The 26,064-nt window shown below is 53.2% G+C and carries 23 protein-coding genes; 17 read left to right on the top strand and 6 right to left on the bottom strand.

Going from position 1 to position 26,064, the window contains the following annotated elements; translation table 11 throughout:
* The first annotated feature begins 171 nt into the window (after nt 1-171).
* The 10 genes from citC to caiF all read left to right on the top strand — a co-directional run bounded on the left by citC (nt 172) and on the right by caiF (nt 12,300).
* Nucleotides 172-1,215 (top strand): [citrate (pro-3S)-lyase] ligase, encoded by a 1,044-nt coding sequence (gene citC / locus NA330_RS08810; RefSeq protein ID WP_072103227.1) that lies wholly within the window; start codon nt 172-174, stop codon nt 1,213-1,215.
* Nucleotides 1,216-1,244: 29 nt separating this feature from the next.
* Nucleotides 1,245-1,538, top strand: coding sequence for a citrate lyase acyl carrier protein (gene citD / locus NA330_RS08805; RefSeq protein WP_000691461.1), 294 nt, complete (start codon nt 1,245-1,247; stop codon nt 1,536-1,538).
* The gene (gene citE, locus NA330_RS08800; protein WP_001247811.1) at nt 1,535-2,404 is read left to right on the top strand and encodes a citrate (pro-3S)-lyase subunit beta; all 870 of its coding nucleotides are present in this window, start codon (nt 1,535-1,537) and stop codon (nt 2,402-2,404) included. Before citD ends, citE begins: the two co-directional genes overlap by 4 nt.
* A 10-nt stretch (nt 2,405-2,414) precedes the next feature.
* Nucleotides 2,415-3,935, top strand: coding sequence for a citrate lyase subunit alpha (gene citF, locus NA330_RS08795; protein WP_000665573.1), 1,521 nt, complete (start codon nt 2,415-2,417; stop codon nt 3,933-3,935).
* Complete coding sequence (gene citX, locus NA330_RS08790; RefSeq protein WP_000679052.1) at nt 3,935-4,486, top strand: citrate lyase holo-[acyl-carrier protein] synthase; 552 nt, start codon at nt 3,935-3,937, stop codon at nt 4,484-4,486. Before citF ends, citX begins: the two co-directional genes overlap by 1 nt.
* On the top strand, nt 4,464-5,372 hold the full coding sequence (gene citG, locus NA330_RS08785; RefSeq protein ID WP_000117014.1) for a triphosphoribosyl-dephospho-CoA synthase CitG: 909 nt from the start codon (nt 4,464-4,466) through the stop codon (nt 5,370-5,372). The genes citX and citG overlap by 23 nt, the downstream gene beginning before the upstream one ends.
* 179 nt (nt 5,373-5,551) lie before the next feature.
* Nucleotides 5,552-6,373 (top strand): 4-hydroxy-tetrahydrodipicolinate reductase, encoded by an 822-nt coding sequence (gene dapB, locus NA330_RS08780; protein ID WP_000544032.1) that lies wholly within the window; start codon nt 5,552-5,554, stop codon nt 6,371-6,373.
* A gap of 863 nt (nt 6,374-7,236) precedes the next feature.
* Nucleotides 7,237-8,385 (top strand): glutamine-hydrolyzing carbamoyl-phosphate synthase small subunit, encoded by a 1,149-nt coding sequence (gene carA / locus NA330_RS08775; protein ID WP_000597280.1) that lies wholly within the window; start codon nt 7,237-7,239, stop codon nt 8,383-8,385.
* Between the two features lie 18 nt (nt 8,386-8,403).
* On the top strand, nt 8,404-11,631 hold the full coding sequence (carB, locus tag NA330_RS08770) for a carbamoyl-phosphate synthase large subunit (RefSeq protein ID WP_023241667.1): 3,228 nt from the start codon (nt 8,404-8,406) through the stop codon (nt 11,629-11,631).
* A gap of 273 nt (nt 11,632-11,904) precedes the next feature.
* Nucleotides 11,905-12,300, top strand: coding sequence for a carnitine metabolism transcriptional regulator CaiF (gene caiF / locus NA330_RS08765; RefSeq protein WP_000333324.1), 396 nt, complete (start codon nt 11,905-11,907; stop codon nt 12,298-12,300).
* 77 nt (nt 12,301-12,377) lie between these two features.
* Here the strand turns inward: caiF and caiE are convergent, their stop codons facing one another.
* The 6 genes from caiE to caiT form a co-directional block, all read right to left on the bottom strand.
* On the bottom strand, nt 12,378-12,974 hold the full coding sequence (caiE, locus tag NA330_RS08760) for a carnitine operon protein CaiE (protein WP_000122863.1): 597 nt from the start codon (nt 12,972-12,974) through the stop codon (nt 12,378-12,380).
* A gap of 108 nt (nt 12,975-13,082) precedes the next feature.
* The gene (gene caiD / locus NA330_RS08755) at nt 13,083-13,868 is read right to left on the bottom strand and encodes a crotonobetainyl-CoA hydratase (RefSeq protein WP_000004376.1); all 786 of its coding nucleotides are present in this window, start codon (nt 13,866-13,868) and stop codon (nt 13,083-13,085) included.
* A gap of 53 nt (nt 13,869-13,921) precedes the next feature.
* A complete protein-coding gene (gene caiC / locus NA330_RS08750; protein ID WP_023241668.1) occupies nt 13,922-15,475 on the bottom strand; it encodes a crotonobetaine/carnitine-CoA ligase in 1,554 nt (517 codons plus the stop codon).
* A gap of 62 nt (nt 15,476-15,537) precedes the next feature.
* Nucleotides 15,538-16,755, bottom strand: a complete 1,218-nt coding sequence (gene caiB / locus NA330_RS08745; RefSeq protein WP_023241669.1) for an L-carnitine CoA-transferase — start codon at nt 16,753-16,755, stop codon at nt 15,538-15,540.
* A gap of 111 nt (nt 16,756-16,866) precedes the next feature.
* Entirely contained in the window at nt 16,867-18,009 is a 1,143-nt protein-coding gene (caiA, locus tag NA330_RS08740) for a crotonobetainyl-CoA dehydrogenase (RefSeq protein ID WP_000347134.1), read from the bottom strand.
* 34 nt (nt 18,010-18,043) lie between these two features.
* Entirely contained in the window at nt 18,044-19,561 is a 1,518-nt protein-coding gene (gene caiT, locus NA330_RS08735) for an L-carnitine/gamma-butyrobetaine antiporter (protein WP_000787073.1), read from the bottom strand.
* A 479-nt stretch (nt 19,562-20,040) separates the two neighbouring features.
* Here caiT and NA330_RS08730 point away from each other — a divergent pair, with 479 nt between their 5' ends.
* The 7 genes from NA330_RS08730 to NA330_RS08700 all read left to right on the top strand — a co-directional run bounded on the left by NA330_RS08730 (nt 20,041) and on the right by NA330_RS08700 (nt 25,910).
* Entirely contained in the window at nt 20,041-20,811 is a 771-nt protein-coding gene (locus NA330_RS08730; protein ID WP_000692195.1) for an electron transfer flavoprotein FixA, read from the top strand.
* Between the two features lie 15 nt (nt 20,812-20,826).
* Entirely contained in the window at nt 20,827-21,768 is a 942-nt protein-coding gene (locus NA330_RS08725) for an electron transfer flavoprotein subunit alpha/FixB family protein (protein ID WP_001032198.1), read from the top strand.
* 49 nt (nt 21,769-21,817) lie between these two features.
* Nucleotides 21,818-23,104, top strand: coding sequence for an FAD-dependent oxidoreductase (locus tag NA330_RS08720; RefSeq protein ID WP_001287773.1), 1,287 nt, complete (start codon nt 21,818-21,820; stop codon nt 23,102-23,104).
* Nucleotides 23,101-23,388, top strand: a complete 288-nt coding sequence (gene fixX / locus NA330_RS08715; protein ID WP_023241670.1) for a ferredoxin-like protein FixX — start codon at nt 23,101-23,103, stop codon at nt 23,386-23,388. Before NA330_RS08720 ends, fixX begins: the two co-directional genes overlap by 4 nt.
* 146 nt (nt 23,389-23,534) lie before the next feature.
* Nucleotides 23,535-24,875 (top strand): MFS transporter, encoded by a 1,341-nt coding sequence (locus tag NA330_RS08710; protein WP_001187057.1) that lies wholly within the window; start codon nt 23,535-23,537, stop codon nt 24,873-24,875.
* Nucleotides 24,876-24,963: 88 nt separating this feature from the next.
* Complete coding sequence (locus NA330_RS08705) at nt 24,964-25,194, top strand: YgdI/YgdR family lipoprotein (RefSeq protein ID WP_001172089.1); 231 nt, start codon at nt 24,964-24,966, stop codon at nt 25,192-25,194.
* A 299-nt stretch (nt 25,195-25,493) separates the two neighbouring features.
* On the top strand, nt 25,494-25,910 hold the full coding sequence (locus NA330_RS08700) for a hypothetical protein (RefSeq protein WP_161460226.1): 417 nt from the start codon (nt 25,494-25,496) through the stop codon (nt 25,908-25,910).
* The last annotated feature ends 154 nt before the right edge of the window (nt 25,911-26,064 follow it).

Raw genomic sequence — 26,064 nt, 5'->3', positions numbered from 1 at the left:
CTATCTTCACTGAATGGTTGTGTTTTTAATTAATTTAATTATTTTTATTAACTCTGGTTAATTAAGGAAATAAAAACCATAAAGCTTATAAAAGCAAGGGGGAAAGTGTGATGTCTATTCCAGACGAGTAATACAAACGCTGGCGAAATATGCGACGTTATTTGCTGACGGATGCAGAATAGAGTGAATCTAATATTTAAACGCATTTATTTGCAAAAGGATGTATTGCGTCGCGAGTCGGTCGCCATGTTTCTGGAGGGCGTGGGACTCGCCCTGGAAGATGATTGTGAAATCGCAGTATGCGCATATTGGCAGGGTGAGATAGTTGGATGCGGCTCGCTGGCCGGAAACGTACTGAAATGCATCGCCGTTTCCCCGGTTTTACAAGGGGAAGGGCTCAGCCTCAAACTGCTGACTGAGCTGCTTACATTGGCCTACGAGTTAAACCGCAGCGAGCTTTTCCTGTTCACTAAGCCGCAAAATCGGTTGCTGTTTTCTGGCGCGGGGTTTTGGCCCATTGCGCAGGCAGGTGAGCTGGCGGTGTTAATGGAGAACAGCAGTGAACGGTTAGCGCGCTTTTGTCGCCAACTGGCGCTTTATCGTCAACCGGGAAAAACGATCGGCGCCATCGTCATGAACGCCAATCCGTTTACATTGGGCCACCGTTATCTGGTGGAGCAAGCGGCTGCGGCCTGTGACTGGTTGCATCTGTTTGTAGTCAAAGAAGATGCTTCATTTTTTTCCTATACCGACCGTTGGGCGCTGATCGAACAAGGAATCGCGGGCATTGACAACGTCACGTTGCATTCCGGCTCCGCTTATATGATCTCGCGTGCGACGTTTCCCGGCTATTTCCTCAAAGAAAAAGGGGTTGTGGACGACTGCCATTGCCAGATCGATCTGCAACTCTTCCGTGAACATCTGGCTCCAGCGCTGGGGATTACCCATCGTTTTGTCGGCAGTGAACCGTTTTGCCCTCTGACCTGTGCCTATAACCAGCGAATGCACGACATTTTGCACGATCCGAAGCGTAGCGGCCCGGTTATTGAGGTCGTCGAGCTGGCGCGGGTGGAGAAAAACGGCGCGGCTATTTCCGCCTCTCGCGTCAGAAAACTGTATAGCGAACGTAATTGGCCGGCAATAAGCGCGCTGGTGCCTGCTGGCACCCTGGCATATCTGCAGCGGCATGCCGCCAGACACACTGAAACCATATGACGTAACACCGTTAACAAGGAACATAACTAATGAAAATCATTAAAGATGCCCTGGCAGGCACGCTGGAATCCAGCGATGTGATGATCAGGATTGGTCCATCCAGCGAGCCAGGAATTCGGCTGGAGCTAGAGAGTCTGGTGAAGCAGCAGTTTGGCGCGGCGATTGAGCAGGTGGTTCGGGAAACGCTGGCGAAGCTGGGCGTTGAACGCGCGCTGGTTAGCGTCGATGACAAAGGCGCGCTGGAGTGTATTTTACGCGCCCGAGTGCAGGCGGCGGCGTTACGCGCTGCAGAACAAACGGAAATTCAATGGAGTGCGTTATGAGACCTCGTCGCAGTATGTTGTTTATCCCCGGCGCAAATGCGGCCATGTTGAGCACCTCGTTTGTCTATGGTGCGGACGCGGTGATGTTCGACTTAGAAGACGCCGTAGCATTACGTGAGAAAGATACCGCCCGTCTTTTAGTCCATCACGCGCTTCAACATCCGTTCTATCAGGATGTTGAAAAAGTGGTGCGCATTAATCCACTGAACACGCCATTCGGTCTGGCCGATCTTGAGGCCGTCGTGCGTGGTGGCGCGGATATCGTGCGTCTGCCGAAAACCGACAGCAAAAACGATGTGCTGGAGCTGGAAGCGCAGGTTGAACGGATCGAACGTGAATGTGGACGTGAAGTCGGCAGTACCAGGCTGATGGCGGCGATCGAATCAGCGAAAGGCGTGGTCAATGCCGTCGACATCGCCACCTCCAGCCCGCGCATGGTGGCAATTGCGCTGGCGGCATTTGATTACGTGATGGATATGGGCACCAGCCGGGGCGATGGCACCGAGCTGTTCTACGCCCGCTGCGCAGTGCTGCATGCGGCGCGCGTTGCGGGTATTGCCGCCTATGATGTCGTTTGGTCGGATATCAATAATGAAGAAGGCTTCCTGAAGGAAGTGCAGTTGGCGAAAGGGCTTGGTTTTAACGGTAAGTCCTTAGTGAACCCACGTCAGATTGAGCTGTTACATCAGGCTTATTCTCCGACACGTAAAGAAGTTGAGCATGCGTATGAGGTGATTGCCGCCGCTGAAGAGGCTGAGTCTCGCGGTCTGGGCGTCGTTTCACTCAACGGCAAAATGATTGACGGCCCGATTATCGACCACGCGCGCAAAGTGGTGGCGCTGTCGGCTTCCGGTATTCGTGATTAAGGAAGGAACCATGAAAGAGACTGTAACCATGCTCAACCAGCAATATGTCGTACCGGAAGGATTACAGCCCTACCAGGGGGTAACAGCGAACAGCCCGTGGCTTGCCAGTGAAACGGAAAAGCGTCGGCGTAAAATTTGTGACTCGCTTGAAGAGGCTATTCGTCGTTCCGGGCTTAAAAATGGCATGACGATATCCTTCCACCATGCGTTTCGTGGTGGCGACAAAGTTGTCAATATGGTGATGGCGAAGCTGGCGGAAATGGGATTCCGCGATCTGACGCTTGCCTCCAGCTCATTAATTGATGCCCACTGGCCGCTTATCGAACACATTAAAAATGGCGTGGTGCGGCAGATTTACACCTCCGGGCTGCGCGGCAAGTTAGGGGAAGAGATCTCCGCTGGCCTGATGGAAAACCCGGTACAGATCCACTCTCACGGCGGCCGCGTAAAGCTGATTCAGAGCGGTGAGCTGAATATTGATGTCGCTTTCCTCGGCGTGCCGTGCTGCGACGAATTTGGTAATGCGAACGGCTTTAGCGGCAAGTCACGCTGCGGCTCTTTGGGGTATGCGCAGGTTGATGCGCAGTACGCTAAATGTGTGGTGCTCCTGACTGAAGAGTGGGTCGAATTCCCCAATTATCCGGCCAGTATCGCGCAGGATCAGGTTGATTTGATCGTACAGGTGGACGAAGTAGGGGATCCGGAAAAAATCACTGCGGGCGCGATTCGTCTGTCCAGCAACCCGCGTGAACTGTTGATCGCCCGGCAGGCGGCCAATGTGATCGAACACTCAGGTTATTTTTGTGATGGTTTCTCGCTGCAAACCGGCACCGGTGGCGCTTCTCTGGCGGTCACCCGTTTCCTGGAAGACAAAATGCGTCGCCACAACATTACGGCGAGTTTTGGCCTGGGCGGGATCACCGGCACCATGGTGGATCTGCATGAGAAAGGGTTGATCAAAGCGCTGCTGGATACGCAATCATTCGATGGCGATGCAGCCCGTTCGCTGGCGCAGAATCCACATCATATTGAAATCTCAACCAATCAATACGCGAACCCCGCCTCTAAAGGCGCGGCATGCGAACGCCTGAATGTGGTGATGCTGAGCGCACTGGAAATTGACGTGAATTTCAACGTTAACGTGATGACCGGTTCAAACGGCGTACTGCGTGGCGCATCGGGCGGCCATAGCGATACGGCAGCAGGGGCCGATCTCACCATTATTACCGCACCGCTGGTCCGTGGCCGAATCCCATGCGTGGTGGAAAAAGTGCTGACTACCGTCACGCCTGGGGCAAGTGTTGATGTGCTGGTTACCGACCATGGTATTGCGGTGAACCCTGCGCGTCAGGATCTGCTTGATAACCTGCGTGCTGCGGGCGTGGCGCTGATGACCATCGAACAACTGCAACAGCGCGCTGAGCAACTGACCGGTAAACCGCAGCCGATTGAGTTTACCGATCGGGTGGTGGCTGTGGTGCGTTATCGCGACGGTTCAGTGATTGACGTGATTCGCCAGGTTAAAGGCTGATGAAGGGCACAGACCTGCTGTACCAGGGCCAGGCAGTTACGCTGGAGGAGATGCTACAAGCGCGCGATAAACGTGCCGCCAGACAGCGTCAGGCGTTGAACTGCTATCGGCTACCGTTGATTTCCCTCACGCTGGTTGCACCGGGCGCCGTTAAAAACTCAGCGGTCTGGCGGCGTGTCGCCGATTACGCAATTGCCGAAATACTGGCGCTTTGCGAACAGAAGGAGTGGGTCAACGTCTGGGAAATGCAGGTAAATGAACGCAGCGGCCCGGAATGGATGGCAGCGGTCTGTGCGCCGGCAATGGCGTTGAAACAGCACATGTCGACACTAGAGATGAGCCATCCGTTAGGGCGGCTTTGGGACATCGACATTATTGATAGCGACGGTAAGTCGCTATCACGCCGTGAACTCGGGTATCCTGCCCGGCCATGTTTGATATGCCAGCAGGATGCTCATCTCTGTGCCCGGGGCAAGCATCACACCCTTGACCTTTTGTTGGATGAAATTGCACGAAGGATTGAATGCTATGAGCGTGAGCGTTGTAACTGAACGGCGTACGCCAGCGTACTCATCGCTGGCGGCTGGCGATCTTAACGGGTTGGTTGCAAGAGCGCTGCTGACGGAAGCCAGGCTGACACCAAAACCCGGTCTGGTCGATATTCGTAATTCGGGAGCGCATAGGGATATGGATCTGGCGGCATTTGAACGTAGCACTACCGCCATTGCTCCATGGATGGAAAAGTTTTTTATCATGGGCAACAACACGGCGGCGCTGGCGGCAGAAAATGTCCTGGTGATGCTGCGTCCGCTGGGGATGGCCTGTGAGAACGATATGCTACAGGCGACCAATGGTGTGAATACCCATCGCGGGGCGATTTTCGCTTTTGGCCTGCTGAGCGCAGCGATTGGCCGACTTCTCGCGCGGGGAGAACCGTTGGAGCAAAATCGTATCTGCGACCAGGTTGCCCGCCTGAGTCGGAATATTGTTGCCCACGAGCTCTCAGCAAAAAAAGCGGGAAAACTGACAAAGAGTGAAACCCATTTCCAGTGTTATGGCCTGTCGGGCGCGCGGGGAGAAGCGGAAAGCGGTTTTCGAACCGTCAGAACGCAGGCTTTGCCGGTGTTTAACCGGGTCGTGCAGGAGCATGACGATACCCATCTTGCCCTACTGCAAACATTGTTGCATCTGATGGCGTGGAATGATGATACCAATCTGGTGTCACGGGGAGGCCTGGAAGGGCTTTACTACGTGCAGCAGCAGGCACAAAAATTGTTGTGGCAAGGGGGCGTATTGGTTGAGGGGGGCATTGAAGCGATGCAGTCCCTCGATGATGAACTCATCCTGCGTAACTTAAGCCCTGGCGGTAGCGCGGATTTACTGGCAGTGACCTGGTTTTTAAGTCATTTTCCTGCCGGTTCCCTCTATCCTGAGTAAGTTTCTCTTCTTTCATTCTCTCCAGCAATGATTCATCCTGCGGGATGAATCATGTCTTTTACTGATATCGCTCCCTGTTTATCATTAATTTCTAATTATCGGCGATTTTAGATGGCGGCCTCCGGGCGCGCTGGTTACTCTGAAAACGGTTTACGCAATTTTTACAAAAGAGAATAGCTATGCATGAAGCACAAATCCGCGTCGCCATTGCCGGCGCCGGTGGCCGCATGGGACGGCAGTTAATCCAGGCCGCCATGGCGATGGAAGGTGTTCAGCTGGGTGCCGCGCTGGAGCGCGAAGGCTCTTCCTTGCTGGGCAGCGATGCTGGCGAACTGGCGGGGGCGGGAAAGTCCGGCGTGATCGTTCAAAGCAGTCTTGAGGCGGTAAAAGATGATTTTGACGTTTTCATCGATTTTACCCGTCCGGAAGGCACGTTGACGCATCTGGCGTTTTGCCGCCAGCATGGTAAAGGGATGGTGATTGGTACTACCGGCTTTGACGACGCCGGTAAACAGGCCATTCGCGAGGCGTCGCAAGAGATTGCGATCGTTTTCGCCGCAAACTTTAGCGTCGGCGTTAACGTCATGCTCAAGCTGCTGGAGAAAGCCGCGAAGGTAATGGGCGACTATAGCGATATTGAAATTATTGAAGCGCACCACCGCCATAAAGTGGATGCACCGTCGGGTACGGCGCTGGCAATGGGCGAGGCAATCGCCGGGGCGCTGGATAAAAATCTGAAGGACTGCGCGGTCTACTCGCGTGAAGGTTATACCGGCGAGCGCGTACCGGGCACGATTGGCTTTGCGACCGTTCGGGCGGGCGACATCGTCGGCGAACATACCGCGATGTTTGCCGATATTGGCGAGCGCGTAGAGATTACGCATAAAGCTTCCAGCCGCATGACGTTTGCAAATGGCGCGTTGCGATCGGCGTTATGGCTAAAAACGAAGAAAAATGGGCTATTTGACATGCGGGATGTGCTGGGGCTGGATGTATTATAGCGACTAAATACCTTCGTGATGTGGTTGTGGTAATCAAGATTAATTGATTACAAAGGGCAATATATTATTGCCCTTTTGTTTTTTGCCCCCCCGGTTATTCGGTCAGATAAATAACGCTTTTCACCATTCATGTTTCGACAGTTTCTTCGCCCACGACATGTTCTGCCGCAGTGGCTTACCGTATGCAAAAGGCACCTCGACCAGACTAATAAGACTGATATCCATCGGGGGGTTAGTGCTGTTCCACGGGGGCGTTTTATCTCTTTTGCTTCAATAGGTTGGCTTTTTTATGCTGTAGTGAGGCTGGTTGTGGTCCAATCGTATGCGCTAGTCTTAAAGAAAAAGAAGCTGGATATTTATATCGCGATTGGAGTTGTCATTACATTGTCTTAATTTGCTGTTTTTTGTTGATTTTATAATGCATTTGATTTGTTTTTTATATTTTTAATTTATTGATTTTTAAAATGTTTTTCTTGTTAATTTGATTAATTTTGAATTTTTATGCATTTAATTACATTGATGGCTATTAAGTTAGTTTTTATCGTTGTTTTTTGTTGTTTTAATGTGAAATTTGACCATTTGGTCCACTTTTTATCATGCCAGCCAGTTTTTTGCGAACTCAAGGAAGCGCAAGCGTTTTCTATCGTCACTTAGTTGATCTTTTTGCCTCTTAAACAGAATAACTTCCTTATAATGTGCAAAATAACATAAAAAATACCCTCTTTAAGTTGACTTTTATCCGGCTTAACTTCAGAATGCCGCCGTTTGCCAGAAATCCACGGGTAAGCAAATTTGCATTGCTTCATACTGACTGAATGAATTAATATGCAAATAAAGTGAGTGAATATTCTCTGGAGGGTGTTTTGATTAAGTCAGCGCTATTGGTTCTGGAAGACGGAACCCAGTTTCACGGTCGGGCCATTGGGGCAACGGGTTCGGCGGTTGGGGAAGTCGTTTTCAATACTTCAATGACCGGTTATCAAGAAATCCTCACTGATCCTTCCTATTCCCGCCAAATCGTCACTCTTACTTATCCCCATATTGGTAATGTCGGCACCAATGAAGCCGATGAAGAATCTTCTCAGGTTCATGCGCAAGGTTTAGTGATTCGCGATCTGCCGTTGATTGCCAGCAACTTCCGTAACACCGAAGACCTCTCTTCTTACCTCAAACGGCATAACATTGTGGCGATTGCTGATATCGATACCCGCAAGCTGACCCGACTGCTGCGTGAGAAAGGCGCACAGAACGGCTGCATCATTGCAGGCGATAGCCCGGATGCGAAGCTGGCGCTGGAAAAAGCGAAAGCATTTCCTGGACTGAACGGTATGGATCTGGCGAAAGAAGTGACCACGGCGGAAACTTACCGCTGGACGCAGGGTAGCTGGACGCTGAAAGACGGTTTACCGGAAGCGAAATCTGAGGATGACCTGCCGTTCCACGTGGTGGCCTACGATTTTGGCGCCAAGCGCAACATTCTACGTATGCTGGTGGATCGCGGCTGCCGCCTGACGGTGGTGCCAGCGCAGACCTCTGCTGAAGAGGTGCTGAAAATGAATCCGGACGGCATCTTCCTGTCAAACGGCCCTGGCGATCCGGCCCCGTGCGACTACGCGATTACTGCTATCCAGAAATTCCTCGAAACCGACATTCCGCTATTTGGCATCTGCCTCGGCCATCAACTGCTGGCGCTGGCGAGCGGTGCGAAGACCGTTAAGATGAAGTTCGGCCATCACGGCGGCAACCATCCGGTAAAAGATATGGACAGAAACGTGGTGATGATCACCGCGCAGAACCACGGCTTTGCGGTGGATGAAGACTCGCTGCCAGCCAACCTGCGTGTGACCCACAAGTCGCTGTTCGACGGCACCCTGCAAGGGATTCATCGTACCGACAAACCGGCGTTCAGCTTCCAGGGACACCCGGAGGCGAGCCCGGGCCCGCACGATGCGGCGCCGCTGTTCGACCACTTTATCGAGCTTATTGAGCAATACCGTCAGTCCGCGAAATAATCAGGAGTAATAAGAGCCATGCCAAAACGTACAGATATAAAAAGCATCCTGATTCTGGGCGCGGGTCCGATTGTTATCGGTCAGGCGTGTGAGTTTGACTACTCCGGCGCTCAGGCGTGTAAAGCCCTGCGCGAAGAGGGCTACCGCGTTATTCTGGTGAACTCCAACCCGGCCACCATCATGACCGACCCGGAAATGGCCGATGCCACCTACATCGAGCCGATTCACTGGGAAGTGGTGCGCAAAATCATTGAAAAAGAGCGTCCGGATGCGGTGCTGCCGACCATGGGCGGCCAGACCGCGCTGAACTGCGCGCTGGAGCTGGAGCGGCAGGGCGTGCTGGAAGAGTTCGGCGTCACCATGATTGGCGCCACCGCCGACGCCATTGATAAAGCCGAAGACCGTCGTCGCTTCGATATCGCGATGAAGAAAATTGGTCTCGACACCGCGCGTTCCGGTATCGCGCACACCATGGAAGAAGCGCTGGCGGTTGCCGCTGACGTGGGCTTCCCGTGCATCATCCGTCCGTCCTTTACCATGGGCGGCACCGGCGGCGGTATCGCTTACAACCGTGAAGAGTTCGAAGAAATCTGCGAACGCGGTCTGGACCTCTCGCCAACCAACGAGCTGCTGATTGATGAATCGCTGATCGGCTGGAAAGAGTACGAGATGGAAGTGGTGCGTGATAAAAACGACAACTGCATCATCGTCTGCTCTATCGAAAACTTCGACGCAATGGGTATCCATACTGGGGACTCCATCACCGTGGCGCCCGCCCAGACCCTGACCGACAAAGAATACCAAATCATGCGTAACGCCTCGATGGCGGTACTGCGTGAAATCGGCGTCGAAACCGGCGGTTCTAACGTCCAGTTCGCAGTGAACCCGAAAAACGGTCGTCTGATCGTTATCGAAATGAACCCGCGCGTCTCCCGCTCCTCGGCGCTGGCGTCGAAAGCCACCGGCTTCCCGATTGCCAAAGTAGCCGCCAAACTGGCGGTGGGTTACACCCTTGACGAACTGATGAACGACATCACCGGCGGGCGCACTCCGGCCTCCTTCGAGCCGTCCATCGACTATGTGGTTACTAAAATTCCGCGCTTTAACTTCGAGAAATTCGCCGGTGCCAACGACCGTCTGACCACCCAGATGAAATCGGTCGGGGAAGTGATGGCGATTGGTCGCACGCAGCAGGAATCCCTGCAGAAAGCGCTGCGTGGCCTGGAAGTGGGCGCCACCGGTTTCGACCCGAAAGTCAGCCTCGACGACCCGGAAGCGCTGACCAAAATCCGCCGCGAGCTGAAAGATGCGGGCGCTGATCGTATCTGGTACATCGCCGATGCCTTCCGCGCAGGCCTCTCCGTCGACGGCGTGTTCAACCTGACCAACATCGACCGCTGGTTCCTGGTGCAGATTGAAGAGCTGGTGCGTCTGGAAGAGAAAGTGGCTGACGTCGGGATTACCGGCCTCAACGCCGACTTCCTGCGTCAGCTGAAGCGTAAAGGCTTTGCCGATGCGCGTCTGGCGAAACTGGCGGGCGTGCGTGAAGCGGAAATCCGTAAGCTGCGTGACCAGTATGACCTGCACCCGGTTTACAAACGCGTGGATACCTGCGCGGCGGAATTCGCCACCGATACCGCCTACATGTACTCCACTTATGAAGATGAGTGCGAAGCGAACCCGTCCGTTGATCGCGATAAAATCATGGTCCTCGGCGGCGGCCCGAACCGTATCGGCCAGGGCATTGAGTTTGACTACTGCTGCGTCCATGCCTCGCTGGCGCTGCGCGAAGACGGTTACGAAACCATCATGGTCAACTGTAACCCGGAAACCGTCTCCACCGACTACGACACTTCCGACCGCCTGTACTTCGAGCCGGTGACGCTGGAAGACGTGCTGGAAATCGTGCGCATCGAGAAGCCGAAAGGCGTTATCGTGCAGTACGGCGGCCAGACTCCACTGAAGCTGGCGCGCGCGCTGGAAGCGGCAGGCGTGCCGGTAATCGGCACCAGCCCGGACGCCATCGACCGCGCGGAAGACCGTGAACGCTTCCAGCATGCGGTTGACCGTTTGAAGCTGAAGCAACCGGCCAACGCCACCGTCACCGCCATTGAACAGGCTGTCGAAAAAGCGAAAGAGATCGGCTACCCGCTGGTGGTACGTCCTTCTTACGTGCTGGGCGGTCGGGCGATGGAAATTGTCTATGACGAAGCCGATCTGCGTCGCTACTTCCAGACGGCGGTCAGCGTCTCTAACGATGCGCCGGTGCTGCTGGACCGCTTCCTTGATGACGCGGTTGAAGTGGACGTGGACGCTATCTGCGACGGCGAAATGGTGCTGATTGGCGGCATTATGGAGCACATTGAGCAGGCGGGCGTACACTCCGGCGACTCCGCCTGTTCCCTGCCGGCCTACACCCTGAGCCAGGAAATTCAGGACGTGATGCGCCAGCAGGTGCAGAAGCTGGCCTTCGAGTTGCAGGTGCGCGGCCTGATGAACGTGCAGTTTGCGGTCAAGGACAACGAAGTCTACCTGATTGAAGTCAACCCGCGTGCGGCGCGTACCGTACCGTTCGTCTCTAAAGCCACCGGCGTGCCTCTGGCGAAAGTGGCGGCGCGCGTGATGGCCGGCAAATCGCTGACCGAGCAGGGCGTGACCCAAGAAATTATCCCGCCGTACTACTCGGTGAAAGAAGTGGTGTTGCCGTTTAACAAATTCCCGGGCGTTGACCCGCTGTTAGGGCCAGAAATGCGCTCCACCGGGGAAGTGATGGGCGTCGGCCGTACCTTCGCGGAAGCGTTCGCTAAGGCGCAGCTGGGCAGTAACTCCACCATGAAGAAACAGGGCCGTGCGCTGCTCTCCGTCCGCGAAGGCGACAAAGAGCGCGTGGTGGATCTCGCCGCCAAGCTGCTGAAACAGGGCTTTGAGCTGGATGCCACCCACGGTACGGCGATTGTGCTGGGCGAAGCCGGTATCAACCCGCGTCTGGTGAACAAGGTGCATGAAGGTCGTCCGCACATTCAGGACCGTATCAAGAATGGCGAATATACCTACATCATCAACACCACCGCAGGCCGCCGCGCGATTGAAGACTCCAGGGTGATTCGCCGCAGCGCGCTGCAGTATAAAGTGCATTATGACACCACGCTGAACGGCGGTTTTGCCACGACGATGGCGCTCAATGCTGATGCCACCGAGAAGGTAACCTCGGTGCAGGAAATGCACGCGCAGATCAAAAAGTCGTAAACAAAGGGTCCGGCGGATATTGCTCTAACCGGACCTGTAATATAATGTTGAAAGGGTTTCTGTAAAGAAACCCTTTTTTTATCTTGCGTAAGGTCATTCCTGGAGAAGTCCGTTTCCGTAACCACATTTTCAATGTAATAAGCACGATATTGCTCACACTAATCAATATTTAAGTCGCATACTATCTTGCATATCCACAATTTTAATATGGCTTAGTTTTTATTAGTTTGGACAGGCCGTAGCCAGATTTTTAATTTGTGAAATGGTGTGCTTATGTGTGAAAAATATGTTGAAAGACCGCTTTATTTGTTAATTGCTGACTGGATGATGGCAGAGAACCGATGGATCACTGCCAGGGAGATTTCCCGTCAATTTGATATTGAACATTGCAAAGCAATTAATACGCTCTCCTATATTCTGTCAGAAGTGGGGGAAATTGTTTGTGAAGTGAAGATGATCCCTAACCAAATTGCAGGACGAGGCTGCCAGTGCCAGCGTCTGGTGAAAGTCGTGAGTATCGACTCTCAACTCTATCGCCGATTGAATCATAATTTGCAGGAAAGAAAAGTGAGCGTGGCGAAAGCGCCGCGACTGTCTGCCGTTCCCCCCACAGAGCTAAACCGTGAGCAGAAATGGCAGATGATGCTCTCCAAGAGTATGCGTCGCTAATTGTCTGTTTAACCTGATGGCGGGGTAAACGGTAATTGACGCGTAGGCCGGATAAGCGTGAGCGCATCCGGCATCAATTACTGTGCTGATTTTGGCTTCACGTCCGTCGTGCCTTTCAGGCGCGGTCGGTTTTCTTCGACCTGCGTTAACGGCTTCGTTTCAGATAACCCCGTTCGACAACGGATCGCAAGATCCTGATATTCTTTGGTATTGAGGCGTTTCCAGTGCAGCTCCTGGTCCGTAACTTGGCGTAGTACGCGCGCCGGTGATCCCACCAGCAGTTGCCTTGCCTCACCCTGAAATCCGGCTTTGACAAAACTCATGGCGGCGACAATGCTCTCTTCGCCAATCACTGCGCCGTCCATAATGACGCTATTCATGCCGACCAGGGCGTCCCGTCCCACCACGCAGCCATGTAGAATAGCGCCGTGGCCGATATGGCCGTTTTCATGCACGATGGTATCGGTATCGCAGTAGCCATGCATAATGCAGCCATCCTGCAGATTAGAGCCTGCCTCCAGGATCAGGCGACCATAATCCCCACGCAATGACGCGAGTGGGCCAATATAAACACCGGCGCCCACGATGACATCGCCAATCAGCACGGCGCTGGGATGGACAAACGCGTCCGGATGCACCACCGGGATCAGTCCTTCAAAGGCGTAATAGCTCATAGTTGTACCTCGGTTTTTTGCTGGATGGCAGCGTAAACACCTTATCCGGCCTACGGTTGCGCATGTGCTGTAGGCCGGATGAGCGAAGCGCCATCCGGCATAGTCATATTAACGACCTTTCCACACCGGATCGCGTTTTTCGGCAAATGCCTGCGGTCCTTCGAGCGCATCTTCTGAATGCAGTACCGACGGATAATGCTTCAGTACGCCGCTGCGGATGTAGCGGTAGCCTTCTTCTACCGGCATTTCGCTGGTCGCGCGATAAATCTCTTTCAGCGCCGCGATAGCCAGCGGGGCGCTATTGACCAGTTGTTGCGCCAGTTCGCGCGCGCTATCCATCAGTTCGCTCTGGCTGACAACGCGGTTCACGATCCCCCAACGCAGCGCTTCTTCGGCGCTCATTCGTCTGCCGGTCATTACCATTTCGTTGACGATAGCCGGTGGCAGCAGCTTAGGCAGACGCAATACGCCGCCGCTGTCAGGCACGATGCCGAGCTTTGCTTCCGGCAGCGCGAAGCTGGCGTTTTCGGCGCAGACAATAAAGTCTGCCGCCAGCGCCAGCTCAAAACCGCCGCCAAACGCGTAGCCGTTCACCGCGGCGATGACCGGCTTATCGAGGTCAAATATTTCGGTTAAACCAGCAAAGCCGCCGGGACCAAAATCGGCATCTGGCGCTTCACCTTCCGCTGCCGCTTTTAAGTCCCAGCCAGCAGAAAAGAATTTCTCACCGCCGCCGGTAATGATTGCTACGCGTAATTCCGGGTCGTCACGGAAATTAAGAAAAGCTTCACCCATCGCAAAACTGGTTTTCGCGTCAATGGCATTCGCTTTAGGTCGGTCGAGGGTAATTTCCAGGATCGGGCCGTTACGGGTCAGATGTAATGACTCACTCATAGTTCATCTCCAGATAAATAGTTTCCCGGCGGGAGGGATTCCTGCCGGAAGGTTTATTTCAGATTTTTTTTGATTATTTTTCCTGAACAATTGCGTGGCAGGTCAGTTCTGATCTCCATAAAAGAGGGAACCTTGAATTTCGCCATATTGTTTTCGCAGAAGCTGAAAAACTCGGCTTCGCTTAATGTTTCACCTTCATTAAGGACGATAAACGCTTTAATGGCCTCATCACGGATCGCGTCTTTAATACCAACCACCACAATGTCCTGAATTTTCGGATGCGCAGAAATAATATTTTCCAGCTCGACGCAGGAGACATTTTCCCCGCCGCGTTTAATCATGTTGCAGCGTCTGTCGACAAAATAGAAATAGCCATCCTCATCCTGGTAACCCGAATCACCGGTATGTAACCAGCCCTCTGGTTCCAGCGCCCTGGCGGTTGCCTCCGGCTGCATGTAATACTCTTTGAAGATAGTCTTGCCGGGGATGCCTTTAATACAGATTTCGCCAATTTCTCCGGCGGGCAGCGGGCGATTTTGATCGTCGCGAATTTCAGCTTCATAGCTAAAACCCACGCGACCAATGGAAGGCCAGCGCCGTTTGTCTCCGGGACGGTCGCCGATAATACCGACGATGGTTTCAGTCATACCGTAGGAGGTCAGCAGCCTGACGCCAAAGCGTTCGGTAAAATCGTCTTTTTCCTGCGCGGATAGATTGAGATAGAACATCACTTCGCGCAGATGATGCTGCCTGTCCGTTGGCGCGGCGGGCTGGACCATCAGCGTGCGGATCATCATCGGAATGCACTCGGTCACCGTCGCCTGATATTTACGTACCTGATCCCAGAATGCCCTGGCACTGTACTTCTCTAGCAGGACAAAGGTGCTGCCGGCGGAAAAGGCTGGCATTGCGGCGGTACACTGGCAGTCGATATGAAACGCGGGCATCACCGTCATGTACACGTCATCATCGCGCAGGGCGATTTGCCAGGCAGAGTAGTAGCCTGCAAAACGCAGGTTATAGTGGGTAATCACCACCCCTTTTGGACGCGAGGTGGTACCGGAGGTAAACAGAATTTCCGCCGTATCGTCAGTGGATAACACGGGCGTATAGCACAGCGTGGCCGACTGGCGTGCTTGTAGTTGGGTAAAGTGGCTCACGCCGTCGTCAGCCGGAAGCTGCTCGCCAATCAGACAGATATGATTAAGCGGAGTGCTATTGTCCTGGCGTATTTCACGGTACATAGGATAAAACTGGGCGCTGGTAACCAGCAGACTCACCTGGCTGTTTTGCAGGATCCAGGCGCTTTCTTCGCCCAGTAAGCGGGCATTAATCGGCACCATAATGGCGCCGATTTTTGCCAGTCCAAACCAGCAAAAGATGAATTCCGGACAGTTATCCAGATGCAGCGCGACCCTATCACCCTTGCGGATCCCTAAGGAATAAAAAAGGTTCGCCGTGCGGTTAATCTCTTCATTGAGCGAAGCATAGCTAAACTGCCGAACGATTCCCTCACAGGATTCGAAAATTAACGCCGTTTTATCTCCGTACACCCCGGCCAGGTCGTCCCACATCTGACGTAAGTTTTGTCCGCCAACGATATCCATATTGCTTTATCCACTGAAATCAGGCGTGAGCGCTAACCGGAAAACCGATTAGCGCATCGCGTTTAATCCTCAACTTTGGCCAGGCCTTTGCCGACCAGTTCCTTAATATCTGCTTCGCTATAACCAATGTTTTTCAGAATGGCGGCGGTATCCATGCCGTGTGACGGCATGCCACGCCAGATTTTCCCCGGGTTGTTTTTAAATTTCGGCATGATGTTCGGCCCTTTACAGGTGCGACCGTCCATTGTTTGCCACTGAGTAATCGATTCGCGGGCAACGTACTGCGGATTACCTTCCAGTTCCGGAATGGTGAGCACCTTCGCACAGGCGATATTCAGCTCAGCAAAGCGCGCCTGAACGTCGGCGATAGTGTGTGTTGCCAGCCAGGCGTCCAGTTTCTCTTCGACGAGCGGGCCGTAAGGGCATTCCACGCGATGGATGAGCTGCGTGCCTTCCGGAACTTCCGGCGTACCGAGAATATGGGCCAGGCCAATATCTTTAAAACACTCGTTGATTTGCGTGATGCCGACCAACTCCATGACGATGTAACCATCGGCGCATTTATACAGGCCGCAACCGGTGTAGTAGGGGTCTTTCCCTTTCGTCATACGTGGACAGATTTCGCCGCCGTTGAAGTAGTCCATCATGAAGTACTGACCCATGCGCAGCATCACTTCGTACATGGCGATATCGATGCTTTCACCTTTACCCGTTTCGCGTACTTTGTGCAGGGCTGCCAGCGCGGCTGTCGTCGCGGTCATCCCGGAGAAGTAATCGGCGGTATACGGGAAGGCTGGCATCGGCTGATCAACGTCGCCGTTTTGGATCAGATAACCACTGAATGCCTGCGCGATGGTGTTATACGCCGGAAGATTGGTGTACTCCTCGGTACCATACTGGCCGAAGCCGGAAAGGTGGGCAATGACCAGTTTCGGGTTATGTTCCCACAGCACTTCATCAGTAATACCACGGCGGGCAAAGGCCGGTCCTTTACTGGCTTCAATGAAAATATCGGTGGTTTCCATCAGTTTCAGAAACGCTTCCCGACCTTCATCTTTGAAAATATTCAGCGACAGGGCGTGCAGGTTGCGGCGTGAGAGCTGCGGGTAGTTAGGCTGTACGCGGATGGTATCGGCCCATGCGACGTTTTCAATCCAGATAACCTCGGCGCCCCATTCGGCGAACATCTGTCCGGCGAATGGACCGGCGATTTCGATTCCCGAAAAAACAACGCGTACCCCAGCAAGCGGGCCAAAGGTTGGCATTGGTAAATGATTCATCATTTTTCTCCTGGCATTTTTTGCGGTATGTAGGCCGGATAAGCACAGCGCCATCCGGCATGATTGCCTGATGGCGACGCCCCGCGTCTTATCAGGCCTACAAGGGATCGATTAGCGGTATTGCTTGAGTACCGCACGACCCAACGTCAGGATCTGCATTTCATCAGAACCACCAGAAACACGGTCAACGCGCAGGTCACGCCAGAAACGCGTGATGCGGTGGTTGCCCGCGATACCAACACCTCCCAGTACCTGCATGGCGGTGTCTACCACTTCAAACGCGGCGTTGGCGCAGAAGTATTTGCACATTGCCGCGTCGCCGGAGGTAATAGTGCCGTTATCTGCTTTCCACGCGGCTTCCAGCAGCATATTTTTCATGGAGTTCAGTTTGATCGCCATATGCGCAAACTTCTCCTGAATCAGCTGGAAACGGCCAATAGCTTCACCAAACTGCACGCGCTGATTCGCGTAACGCGCAGCGTCTTCAAAAGCGCACATTGCGGTACCGTAGTTGGTCAGCGCGACGAGGAAGCGCTCATGGTCAAACTCTTCTTTCACGCGGTTGAAGCCGTTACCTTCCCGACCGAACATGTCTTTCTCGTCCAGTTCAACGTCGTCAAAGGTGATTTCACAGCAGCTGTCCATGCGCAGACCGAGTTTCTCCAGTTTGTTGACCTTGATACCTGCTTTGCTCATGTCCACAAACCACTCGGTGTAAACCGGTTTATCCGGCGATGCACCGTCTCTCGCCATGACCACGATGTACGGGGTATAGGCGCTACTGGTGATAAAGCACTTACTGCCATTAAGATAAACCTTACCATTTTTGCGTGTATAAGTGGTTTTCAGACTACCAACATCCGATCCCGCTCCCGGTTCGGTGATAGCAGAGTTCCACATCTGCTTACCGGTGCCCCGGAAGGCCATGATTTTATCAATTTGCTCCTGAGTTCCTTCACGCAGGAAAGTGTTAAAACCTCCCGGCAATTGGTACAACACGTAAGTTGGCGCGCCAAGACGTCCCAGCTCCATCCAGACGGCGGCGACGGTAACAAAACCCGCTTCCAGACCGCCGTGTTCTTCCGGGATCAGCAGGCTATCAATACCCATATCCGCCAGCGCTTTTACAAAACGCTCAGGGTAGACGCTGTCACGATCGCACTCGGCAAAATAAGCTTCCCAGTTCTCACTGGCCATCAGTTCGCGAATACCGGCGACAAACAGCTCCTGTTCGTCATTTAAGTTGAAATCCATCTTTCAGCCTCTTGATCAATTGGGTTAATAAGAATTACTTGTCTTTCCAGTGCACTTTGGCGTCTTTAATAAAGGACAGCGTCACCATAATGTTGACGAAGAACAGCGGGCATCCTCCGGCGATAATCGCGGTCTGAATCGGCTTCAACCCGCCCAGCGCCAGCAGAACGATACCGATGATGCCGACCAGCACCGACCAGCCGATACGCACTAACAGAGGCGGCTCTTCACCATCGCGAACTTCGCGACAGGTCGACATCGCCAGGGTGTAAGAGCAGGCGTTAATCAGCGTAACGGTGGCAATAAAGCAGAGGATGAAGAAGCCCCACATGGTGGCGGTGCTGAGCGGCAAGGCGGCCCAGGTTTCGATAATGGCGCGCGCCACGCCGTGTTGCTCAATCAGTTGCGGAATGTTGAGGATGTTTTTATCCATCAGCAGCAGCGTGTTACTGCCAAGGACAGTCCACAGGATCCAGGTAGACGCGGTCAGACCCATCACCATCCCGAAGCACAGCTCACGTACGGTACGACCACGGGAAATACGGGCCAGGAAGATACTCATCTGGATGGCGTAAATAACCCACCACGCCCAGTAGAAAACGGTCCAGCCCTGTGGGAAGCCGCCTTTACCGATGGCGTCGGTATAGAACAGCATCCGTGGCAGATGCATTAACAGCATCCCGACGGAGTCGGTGAAGTAGTTCATGATGAAGCTGGCGCCGCTGACGATAAACACCCAGCCGAGCATCAGGAAGCTCAGGTAGCTACGCACATCGCTGGCGATTCTGACCCCTTTTTGTAGGCCGCAGGCCACGCAAATCGCGTTCAGAATGATCCAGCAGGTAATGATGATGGCATCCAATTGCAGCGTATGCGGAATACCGAACAGCCATTGCATACACTCGGTGACCAGCGGGGTAGCCAGACCGAGGCTGGTGCCCATCGCGAAGATCAGCGCCACCAGGTAGAAGTTATCGACGATGGTACCGAACAACCCTTTCGCATGCTTTTCACCGACGAGCGGTACCAGCGTGGAGCTGGGGCGGATGACATCCATCTTGCGTACAAAGAAGAAGTAGGCGAAGGCCACGGAAAGGAAGCTATAGGTTGCCCACGGTAGCGGCCCCCAGTGGAACAGGCTGTACGCCAGGCCTATCTCTTTCGCGCCCGTGGAATTTGGTTCCAGGCCGAACGGCGGGGTGGAGATATAGTAGTAGATCTCAATAGAGCCCCAGAACAGAACCGCAGCGGATGTACAGGAGGCGAACATCATGAAAATCCAGCTGGCGGTGCTAAACTCCGGTTTTTCGTCACCTAATCTCTTTTTGGCATAGGGGCCAAAAACCAGCCAGAACCAGCCGAAGAGCATGACGACCATATACCATTCAAATGCCCAACCCCAGACGTTGGTGACATAACTGAATACCGCATTAATAACGACGTTAGCGGCATCAAGATCTCTGACTGTTAGCCAGCAAAGTATCCCGACAATTATTAATGGCGGAAAAAAAACCTTCGGTTCAATTCCCGATTTTTTCTTTTCATTTTTCATAAGTGAATTCCAGTGTGAAAACGAAATTTATTTAGCGTGCCAGTCCATGAACGTTTGTTTATTTATTATTAATGATTTGTTGATAAGTTTTTAACCTCTGGGACGCCTCAATGAGTAACTCATGATGGGTATTCACTTCGGGTGATTCTGTTATCTTCGTCACACTTTTTTGCGTTGATTATTTTGTGTCTAAATTTTGATTTTTCTTTATTTATCAATTTGTTGGTTGTGGTTTTTTAACTTTTTTAAGTATCTGACGTTCAATATTGTTGAGCCAGCAAACAATATTGAAAATTTTCATATTTGGCATATTTCTTTCAATATTGGTGAGGTGCGTAACACTATTGAAAGTTACGAATATCAATGTGTGACATTTTCAATATTGGTGATTAAGGTTTTATTTCCGAATTAAAGAGCGTGATATCTGTATTTAACACCGCCGATATAAATACGTTTCCTTCATGATTTCTGGAGATGCAATGAAGATAATTACTTGCTACAAATGCGTACCTGATGAGCAGGATATTGCGATTAATAATGCTGACGGAACACTCGATTTCAGCAAAGCGGATAGCAAAATCAGCCAATATGATCTGAATGCAATTGAAGCTGCTTGCCAGTTAAAACAGCAGTTGGGAGACGCTCAGGTTGTCGCCATGAGCGTTGGCGGCAAAGCGCTGACCAATGCAAAAGGGCGCAAAGATGTCCTCTCTCGTGGCCCTGATGAACTGATTGTGGTCATTGACGATCAATTTGAGCAGGCGCTGCCGCAACAAACCGCCAGCGCGCTGGCCGCCGCGGCGCAAAAATCAGGTTTCGATCTACTTATCTGCGGCGACGGTTCTTCCGATCTTTATGCTCAGCAGGTTGGTTTGCTGGTGGGCGAAGCGCTGAACATTCCGGCGATTAACGGCGTGAGTAAAATCCTCTCTCTTACCGACAGCACATTGACAGTAGAACGCGAACTGGAAGATGAAGTTGAAACGCTGAGCATCCCGCTCCCGGCGGTGATCGCGGTTTCCACCGACATTAACACCCCACAAATCCCTTCGATGAAAGCCATTCTTGGCGCGGCGAAAAAACCGGTTCAGGTCTGGTCGCCTGCGGATATCGGGCTGAACAGCGTACCCGCGTATTCCGCACAACAGGTTGCCGCACCGAAGCAGCGCGAGCGTCAGCGTGTGGTGATTGAAGGTGACGGTGAAGAACAAATCGCCGCGTTTGTCGAGAATCTGCGCAAAATCATTTAATTATCAGGGGATGTTATGAACAAATTTTCCAGTGTCTGGGTATTCAGCGATACCCCTTCTCGTCTGCCCGAACTGATGAGTGGCGCGCAGGCTGTAGGTGAAAAAGTTAACGCGTTCGTACTGAACGAAGCAGACAGCGCGACAGCATGTCATTTGGGCGCGGATCATGTCTGGCTGCTCAGCGGCAAACCAGAAGACCGCATGATCGAAGACTACGCTGCTGCGATGGCTGAGACTATTCGTCAGCATAGCGAGGGCGGCGCGGTGCTGCTGCCGAATACGCGTCGGGGCAAGCTGTTGGCGGCAAAGCTGGGCTATCGCTTGTCGGCTGCGGTTTCCAACGATGCCAGCGAAGTCGCCCTGCAGGATGGAAAAGCGGCGGTTAAACATATGGTCTACGGCGGTCTGGCGATAGGGGCAGAAACCATCGCTTCGCCGTTTGCCGTGATCACGCTCAGCAGCGGAACGTTTGACGCACAACAACCGGATGCTTCTCGCAGCGGCGAGATGCACACCGTGCAGTGGCAGGCTCCGGCCACTGCCGTGACCCGCACCGCAACCCAGGCGCGTCAGAGCAACAGCGTTGACCTCGACAAAGCGCGTCTGGTGGTCAGCGTGGGACGCGGCATCGGCAGCAAAGAGAATATCTCGCTGGCCGAAGCGCTGTGCCAGACGATTGGCGCCGAGTTGGCCTGTTCCCGCCCGGTGGCGGAAAACGAGAAGTGGATGGAGCACGAGCGCTACGTCGGTATCTCCAACCTGATGCTCAAACCTGAACTGTATCTGGCGGTGGGGATCTCCGGGCAGATCCAACATATGGTTGGCGCCAACGGCGCGCAGACGATTTTCGCCATCAACAAAGATAAAAACGCGCCAATCTTCCAGTATGCGGATTTTGGCATCGTTGGCGATGCGCTGAAGATCCTGCCTGCGCTGACGGCTGCCTTAGCGCGATAAACCATTTCGGGCAGGATGCGAAGGTATCCTGCCGCTGACAGGAGTACGTATGTCCGAAGATATCTTTGATGCCATCATCGTGGGTGCAGGTCTGGCCGGTTCGGTTGCGGCGCTGGTGCTTGCTCGCGAAGGTGCACAGGTGCTGGTTATCGAGCGCGGCAATTCTGCTGGCGCGAAGAATGTCACCGGTGGGCGTTTGTATGCACATAGCCTGGAACGCATCATTCCCGGCTTTGCGGATCAGGCCCCCATTGAACGCATGATCACCCACGAAAAACTCGCCTTTATGACCGACAACGGGGCGATGACTATCGACTACTGCAATGGTGAAGATGCTTCAGCGTCGCAGGTTTCCTATTCCGTCTTACGCAGTAAATTTGACGCCTGGCTGATGGAGCAGGCCGAAGAGGCGGGGGCGCAACTGATCACCGGTATTCGCGTCGATAACGTTGTTCAGCGTGATGGCAAAGTCGTGGGCGTGGAAGCCGATGGCGATATTCTGGAAGCCAAAGTCGTAATCCTCGCTGACGGGGTGAATTCTCTGCTGGCTGAAAAGCTGGGCATGGCCAAGCGTGTTGAGGCATCGCATGTTGCCGTCGGTGTGAAGGAACTGATCGAATTGCCGAAGTCGGTCATTGAAGATCGTTTCCAGCTACAGGGCAACGAAGGTGCCGCCTGTCTGTTTGCCGGGGCGCCAACCGATGGTCTGATGGGCGGTGGCTTCCTGTATACGAATGAAACAACCCTTTCCCTGGGGCTGGTCTGCGGACTTCATCATCTGAAAGACGCGAAAAAATCGGTCCCGCAAATGCTGGAAGATTTCAAACAGCATCCGGCAGTTGCGCCGCTGATCGCCGGTGGCAAGCTGGTGGAATATGCCGCACACGTTGTACCCGAGGCGGGAATGAATATGCAGCCTGAACTGGTGGGCGATGGCGTACTGATTGCCGGGGATGCTGCCGGCATGTGTATGAACCTCGGCTTTACCATCCGGGGTATGGATCTCGCCATATCCGCAGGCGAAGCGGCGGCGAAGACGGTGCTTTCGGCGATGAAGCGCGACGATTTTAGCAAGCAATCGCTGGGGGAATACCGTCAGCATCTGGACGAAGGTCCGATGCGCGATATGCGTATGTATCAGAAACTGCCAGCTTTTCTTGATAATCCCCGCATGTTTACCGCTTATCCCGAAATGGCGGTCAATATCGCGCGCGACCTGTTCACCGTGGATGGCTCCGCTCCGGTGCCGATGCGTAAAAAAATCCTGCGCCATGCGAAGAAAGTGGGCTTCATCAACCTGATGAAAGATGGCCTGAAAGGAGTGACCGTATTATGACATCTCCCGTTAATGTGGACGTCAAACTGGGCGTCAATAAGTTCAATGTGGATGAAGACAGCCCGCACATCATTCTCAAAACCGATCCTGATAAACAGGCGCTGGAGGTACTGATTAAGGCCTGTCCGGCGGGACTGTATAAAGAGCAGGACGACGGCAGCGTTCGTTTTGATTACGCCGGGTGCCTGGAGTGCGGAACGTGCCGGATCCTCGGCCTTGATACGGCGCTGGAAAAATGGGAATACCCGCGCGGGACGTTTGGCGTGGAGTTCCGCTACGGCTAATAAGTACGAAGTTGTGCCCCCGTAGGCCGGATAAGATGCGGTAGCGTCACCATCCGGCAACCATGTGGCGCCAATGCCGGATGGCGGCGGAAACGCCTTATCCGGCCTACAGATGCGCTTTGCCCGTGTTGAAACAGGACATCACCATGCAGCAGCCCAGGAACTTTGATGACCTTAAATTCTCCTCCATTCATCGCAGAATTATGCTGTGGGGAAGCGGCGGCCCGTTCCTTGATGGCTACGTGCTGGTGATCATTGGCGTGGCGCTGGAACAACTGACGCCGCTATTGCACCTTGATGCTGAATGGATTGGCGCGCTCGGCGCGGCTACGCTTGCCGGACTGTTTATCGGCACCTCGTTGTTTGGCTATATTTGCGATAAAGTCGGGCGGCGTAAAATGTTCCTGCTTGATATTATCGCTATCGGTGTTATCTCCGTGGCGACCATGTTTGTTTCCACGCCGCTTGAATTGCTGGTGATGCGCGTTTTAATTGGCATTGTTATCGGCGCGGATTACCCTATCGCCACTTCCATGATTACGGAGTTTTCCAACACCCGCCAGCGCGCGTTCTCCATCGGTTTTATCGCCGCGATGTGGTACGTCGGCGCGACCTGCGCCAACCTGGTGGGCTACTGGCTGTATGACATGGAAGGCGGCTGGCGCTGGATGCTTGGCAGCGCCTTTATCCCGTGCTTAATCATTTTGATTGGCCGCTTTGACCTGCCGGAATCGCCACGCTGGCTATTGCGAAAAGGACGGGTAAAAGAGTGCGAACAAATGATGATCAAACTGTTCGGTGAACCGGTCTGCTTTGACGATGAGCCGCCGCAGGAGACCCGCTTCCTGCAGCTGTTTAACCGCCGTCATTTCCCGTTTGTACTGTTCGTTGCGGCTATCTGGACCTGTCAGGTGATCCCGATGTTCGCTATCTATACCTTTGGGCCGCAGATCGTCGGGTTACTCGGCTGGGAGCAGGGGCGCAACGCGGCGCTCGGCAATGTGGTCATTAGCCTCTTTTTTATGCTGGGCTGTATACCGGCGATGTTCTGGCTAAACAGTATTGGCCGTCGCCCTCTGCTTATTGGCAGCTTCGCCATGATGACTATCGCGCTGGCGCTGCTGGGGCTGGTGTCAAATCTGGGCATCATACTGGTCGTGGTGGCGTTTGCGGTATACGCCTTCTTTTCCGGCGGGCCGGGCATACTGCAATGGCTTTATCCTAATGAACTCTTCCCGACGGATATTCGCGCTTCGGCCGTGGGGGTCATCATGTCATTAAGCCGCATCGGAACCATTGTCTCCACCTGGGCATTACCGATTTTCATTACTCGTTACGGTATTAATAACGTCATGCTGATTGGCGCGTTGATTTCGTTAGTCGGGCTTGGCGTATCGGTGATGTTTGCCCCGGAAACTCGCGGCTTGACGCTAACACAGACCGGAAACATGACTTTGCGCGGAACGCCATCGGATAACCCTCGTTAAGAGTGTTCTGCATTTCTCCCTGCTTTTCGCCAATAACGCTACAGTTAACAGTCACATGCTAAAACAACTGAAAAGCAGGGAGAACACCATGCAAAAACGTCTTATGACCGCACTGTTTACCGCAGCAACACTATTCACCGTCGCAGGATGCTCTTCTAACCAGGCGGTTGAAACCACGGATGGCAAAACTATTGTCACCGACGGGAAACCCGAGGTCGATAACGACACCGGTATGGTGTCTTACAAAAACGCCGCCACCGGGAAAACCGAACAGATTAACCGCGATCAGCTGAAAAATATGAGCGAGCTGGATAATTAATTCAATTTTTTCTGGTTAGCCGCTCAATAATATTTTCTCTTTATGCGCATCCATTTATTCCCATGCGAATAAACGGATGCCTGAACAGGCAGGGACGCCGGAAAACGTCGAAATACGTTAGACCATTCGCCCGTGTTCCCGCTTTCCCCACCGCGCTGTCCGCTTACATGAGGTTACACTCATCGACATTTCTCTGAACAGCGGCTCAACATTTCCCGGAAAAAAACATATCGCAGGGCATTTATCCTTATGATTAGGTATAAATGATGAGGTATAAGGAACAGGAGTCTGTAATGAAACTGAAACTAATACCTTTTTATTTTCTCGCGCTATTTTCTGCCGCCTCCGGGGCTACGGAGATAAACGCCTGCAAAGACCTGATCGGAACATGGAAAACCACGGCAGATAACCCGCCTTATACCATGACAATATTGCCGCCAGTAGAAGGCTGCGGGGAAAAATGTGTGAAACTGAACGTGCAGTATGAACTTGACGTGACTCACCGCAACGCGCTTTATTGCCATGAAGGACAAGAGGGGGTAAAAGGGCAGGGACCCATGGTGATAGCATTTGAAGGGGCGTATGGTGGACACGCTATTGGAACCTATAACCGACAGCTGCAATTACTTTGGGCTGGCGTAATACCGAAAAATAAAAAGGGGAAATGGATAACGAAAATGGAAAATTACTGGTTCAGGCAGGTAAAAGCGCACTAAATATTACCTTAAAACAGCCCGCAAAACCGTCTTATTCACGAAGGGCTTACTGCCTGCGCGCGCACATTCCAACGGCTTGCCTGCCCCGGATGAACTGTTGATAAAAAAGAGGGCCAGCATCTGTTTCCAGACGGCCCTGAGTGGATTGTGACGG

It is taken from the genome of Salmonella sp. NW722, from assembly GCF_051702785.1.
Lineage (GTDB): Bacteria > Pseudomonadota > Gammaproteobacteria > Enterobacterales > Enterobacteriaceae > Salmonella > Salmonella enterica.
The sequence above is the reverse complement of the archived record's forward strand: the minus strand, read 5'-3'. Positions and strand labels throughout refer to the sequence as shown.

Bases quoted from the DNA above. Each gene is read 5' to 3' on its own strand.
- caiF (WP_000333324.1), top strand. From the start codon at position 11,905: ATGTGTGAAAAATATGTTGAAAGACCGCTTTATTTGTTAATTGCTGAC.
- citG (WP_000117014.1), top strand. From the start codon at position 4,464: ATGAGCGTGAGCGTTGTAACTGAACGGCGTACGCCAGCGTACTCATCG.
- dapB (WP_000544032.1), top strand. From the start codon at position 5,552: ATGCATGAAGCACAAATCCGCGTCGCCATTGCCGGCGCCGGTGGCCGC.
- carB (WP_023241667.1), top strand. From the start codon at position 8,404: ATGCCAAAACGTACAGATATAAAAAGCATCCTGATTCTGGGCGCGGGT.
- caiD (WP_000004376.1), bottom strand. From the start codon at position 13,868: ATGAGTGAGTCATTACATCTGACCCGTAACGGCCCGATCCTGGAAATT.
- NA330_RS08725 (WP_001032198.1), top strand. From the start codon at position 20,827: ATGAACAAATTTTCCAGTGTCTGGGTATTCAGCGATACCCCTTCTCGT.
- caiT (WP_000787073.1), bottom strand. From the start codon at position 19,561: ATGAAAAATGAAAAGAAAAAATCGGGAATTGAACCGAAGGTTTTTTTT.
- citD (WP_000691461.1), top strand. From the start codon at position 1,245: ATGAAAATCATTAAAGATGCCCTGGCAGGCACGCTGGAATCCAGCGAT.
- caiB (WP_023241669.1), bottom strand. From the start codon at position 16,755: ATGAATCATTTACCAATGCCAACCTTTGGCCCGCTTGCTGGGGTACGC.
- NA330_RS08720 (WP_001287773.1), top strand. From the start codon at position 21,818: ATGTCCGAAGATATCTTTGATGCCATCATCGTGGGTGCAGGTCTGGCC.
- NA330_RS08730 (WP_000692195.1), top strand. From the start codon at position 20,041: ATGAAGATAATTACTTGCTACAAATGCGTACCTGATGAGCAGGATATT.
- citC (WP_072103227.1), top strand. From the start codon at position 172: ATGCAGAATAGAGTGAATCTAATATTTAAACGCATTTATTTGCAAAAG.
- caiA (WP_000347134.1), bottom strand. From the start codon at position 18,009: ATGGATTTCAACTTAAATGACGAACAGGAGCTGTTTGTCGCCGGTATT.
- fixX (WP_023241670.1), top strand. From the start codon at position 23,101: ATGACATCTCCCGTTAATGTGGACGTCAAACTGGGCGTCAATAAGTTC.
- caiE (WP_000122863.1), bottom strand. From the start codon at position 12,974: ATGAGCTATTACGCCTTTGAAGGACTGATCCCGGTGGTGCATCCGGAC.
- caiC (WP_023241668.1), bottom strand. From the start codon at position 15,475: ATGGATATCGTTGGCGGACAAAACTTACGTCAGATGTGGGACGACCTG.
- NA330_RS08710 (WP_001187057.1), top strand. From the start codon at position 23,535: ATGCAGCAGCCCAGGAACTTTGATGACCTTAAATTCTCCTCCATTCAT.
- citX (WP_000679052.1), top strand. From the start codon at position 3,935: ATGAAGGGCACAGACCTGCTGTACCAGGGCCAGGCAGTTACGCTGGAG.
- NA330_RS08705 (WP_001172089.1), top strand. From the start codon at position 24,964: ATGCAAAAACGTCTTATGACCGCACTGTTTACCGCAGCAACACTATTC.
- citF (WP_000665573.1), top strand. From the start codon at position 2,415: ATGAAAGAGACTGTAACCATGCTCAACCAGCAATATGTCGTACCGGAA.
- citE (WP_001247811.1), top strand. From the start codon at position 1,535: ATGAGACCTCGTCGCAGTATGTTGTTTATCCCCGGCGCAAATGCGGCC.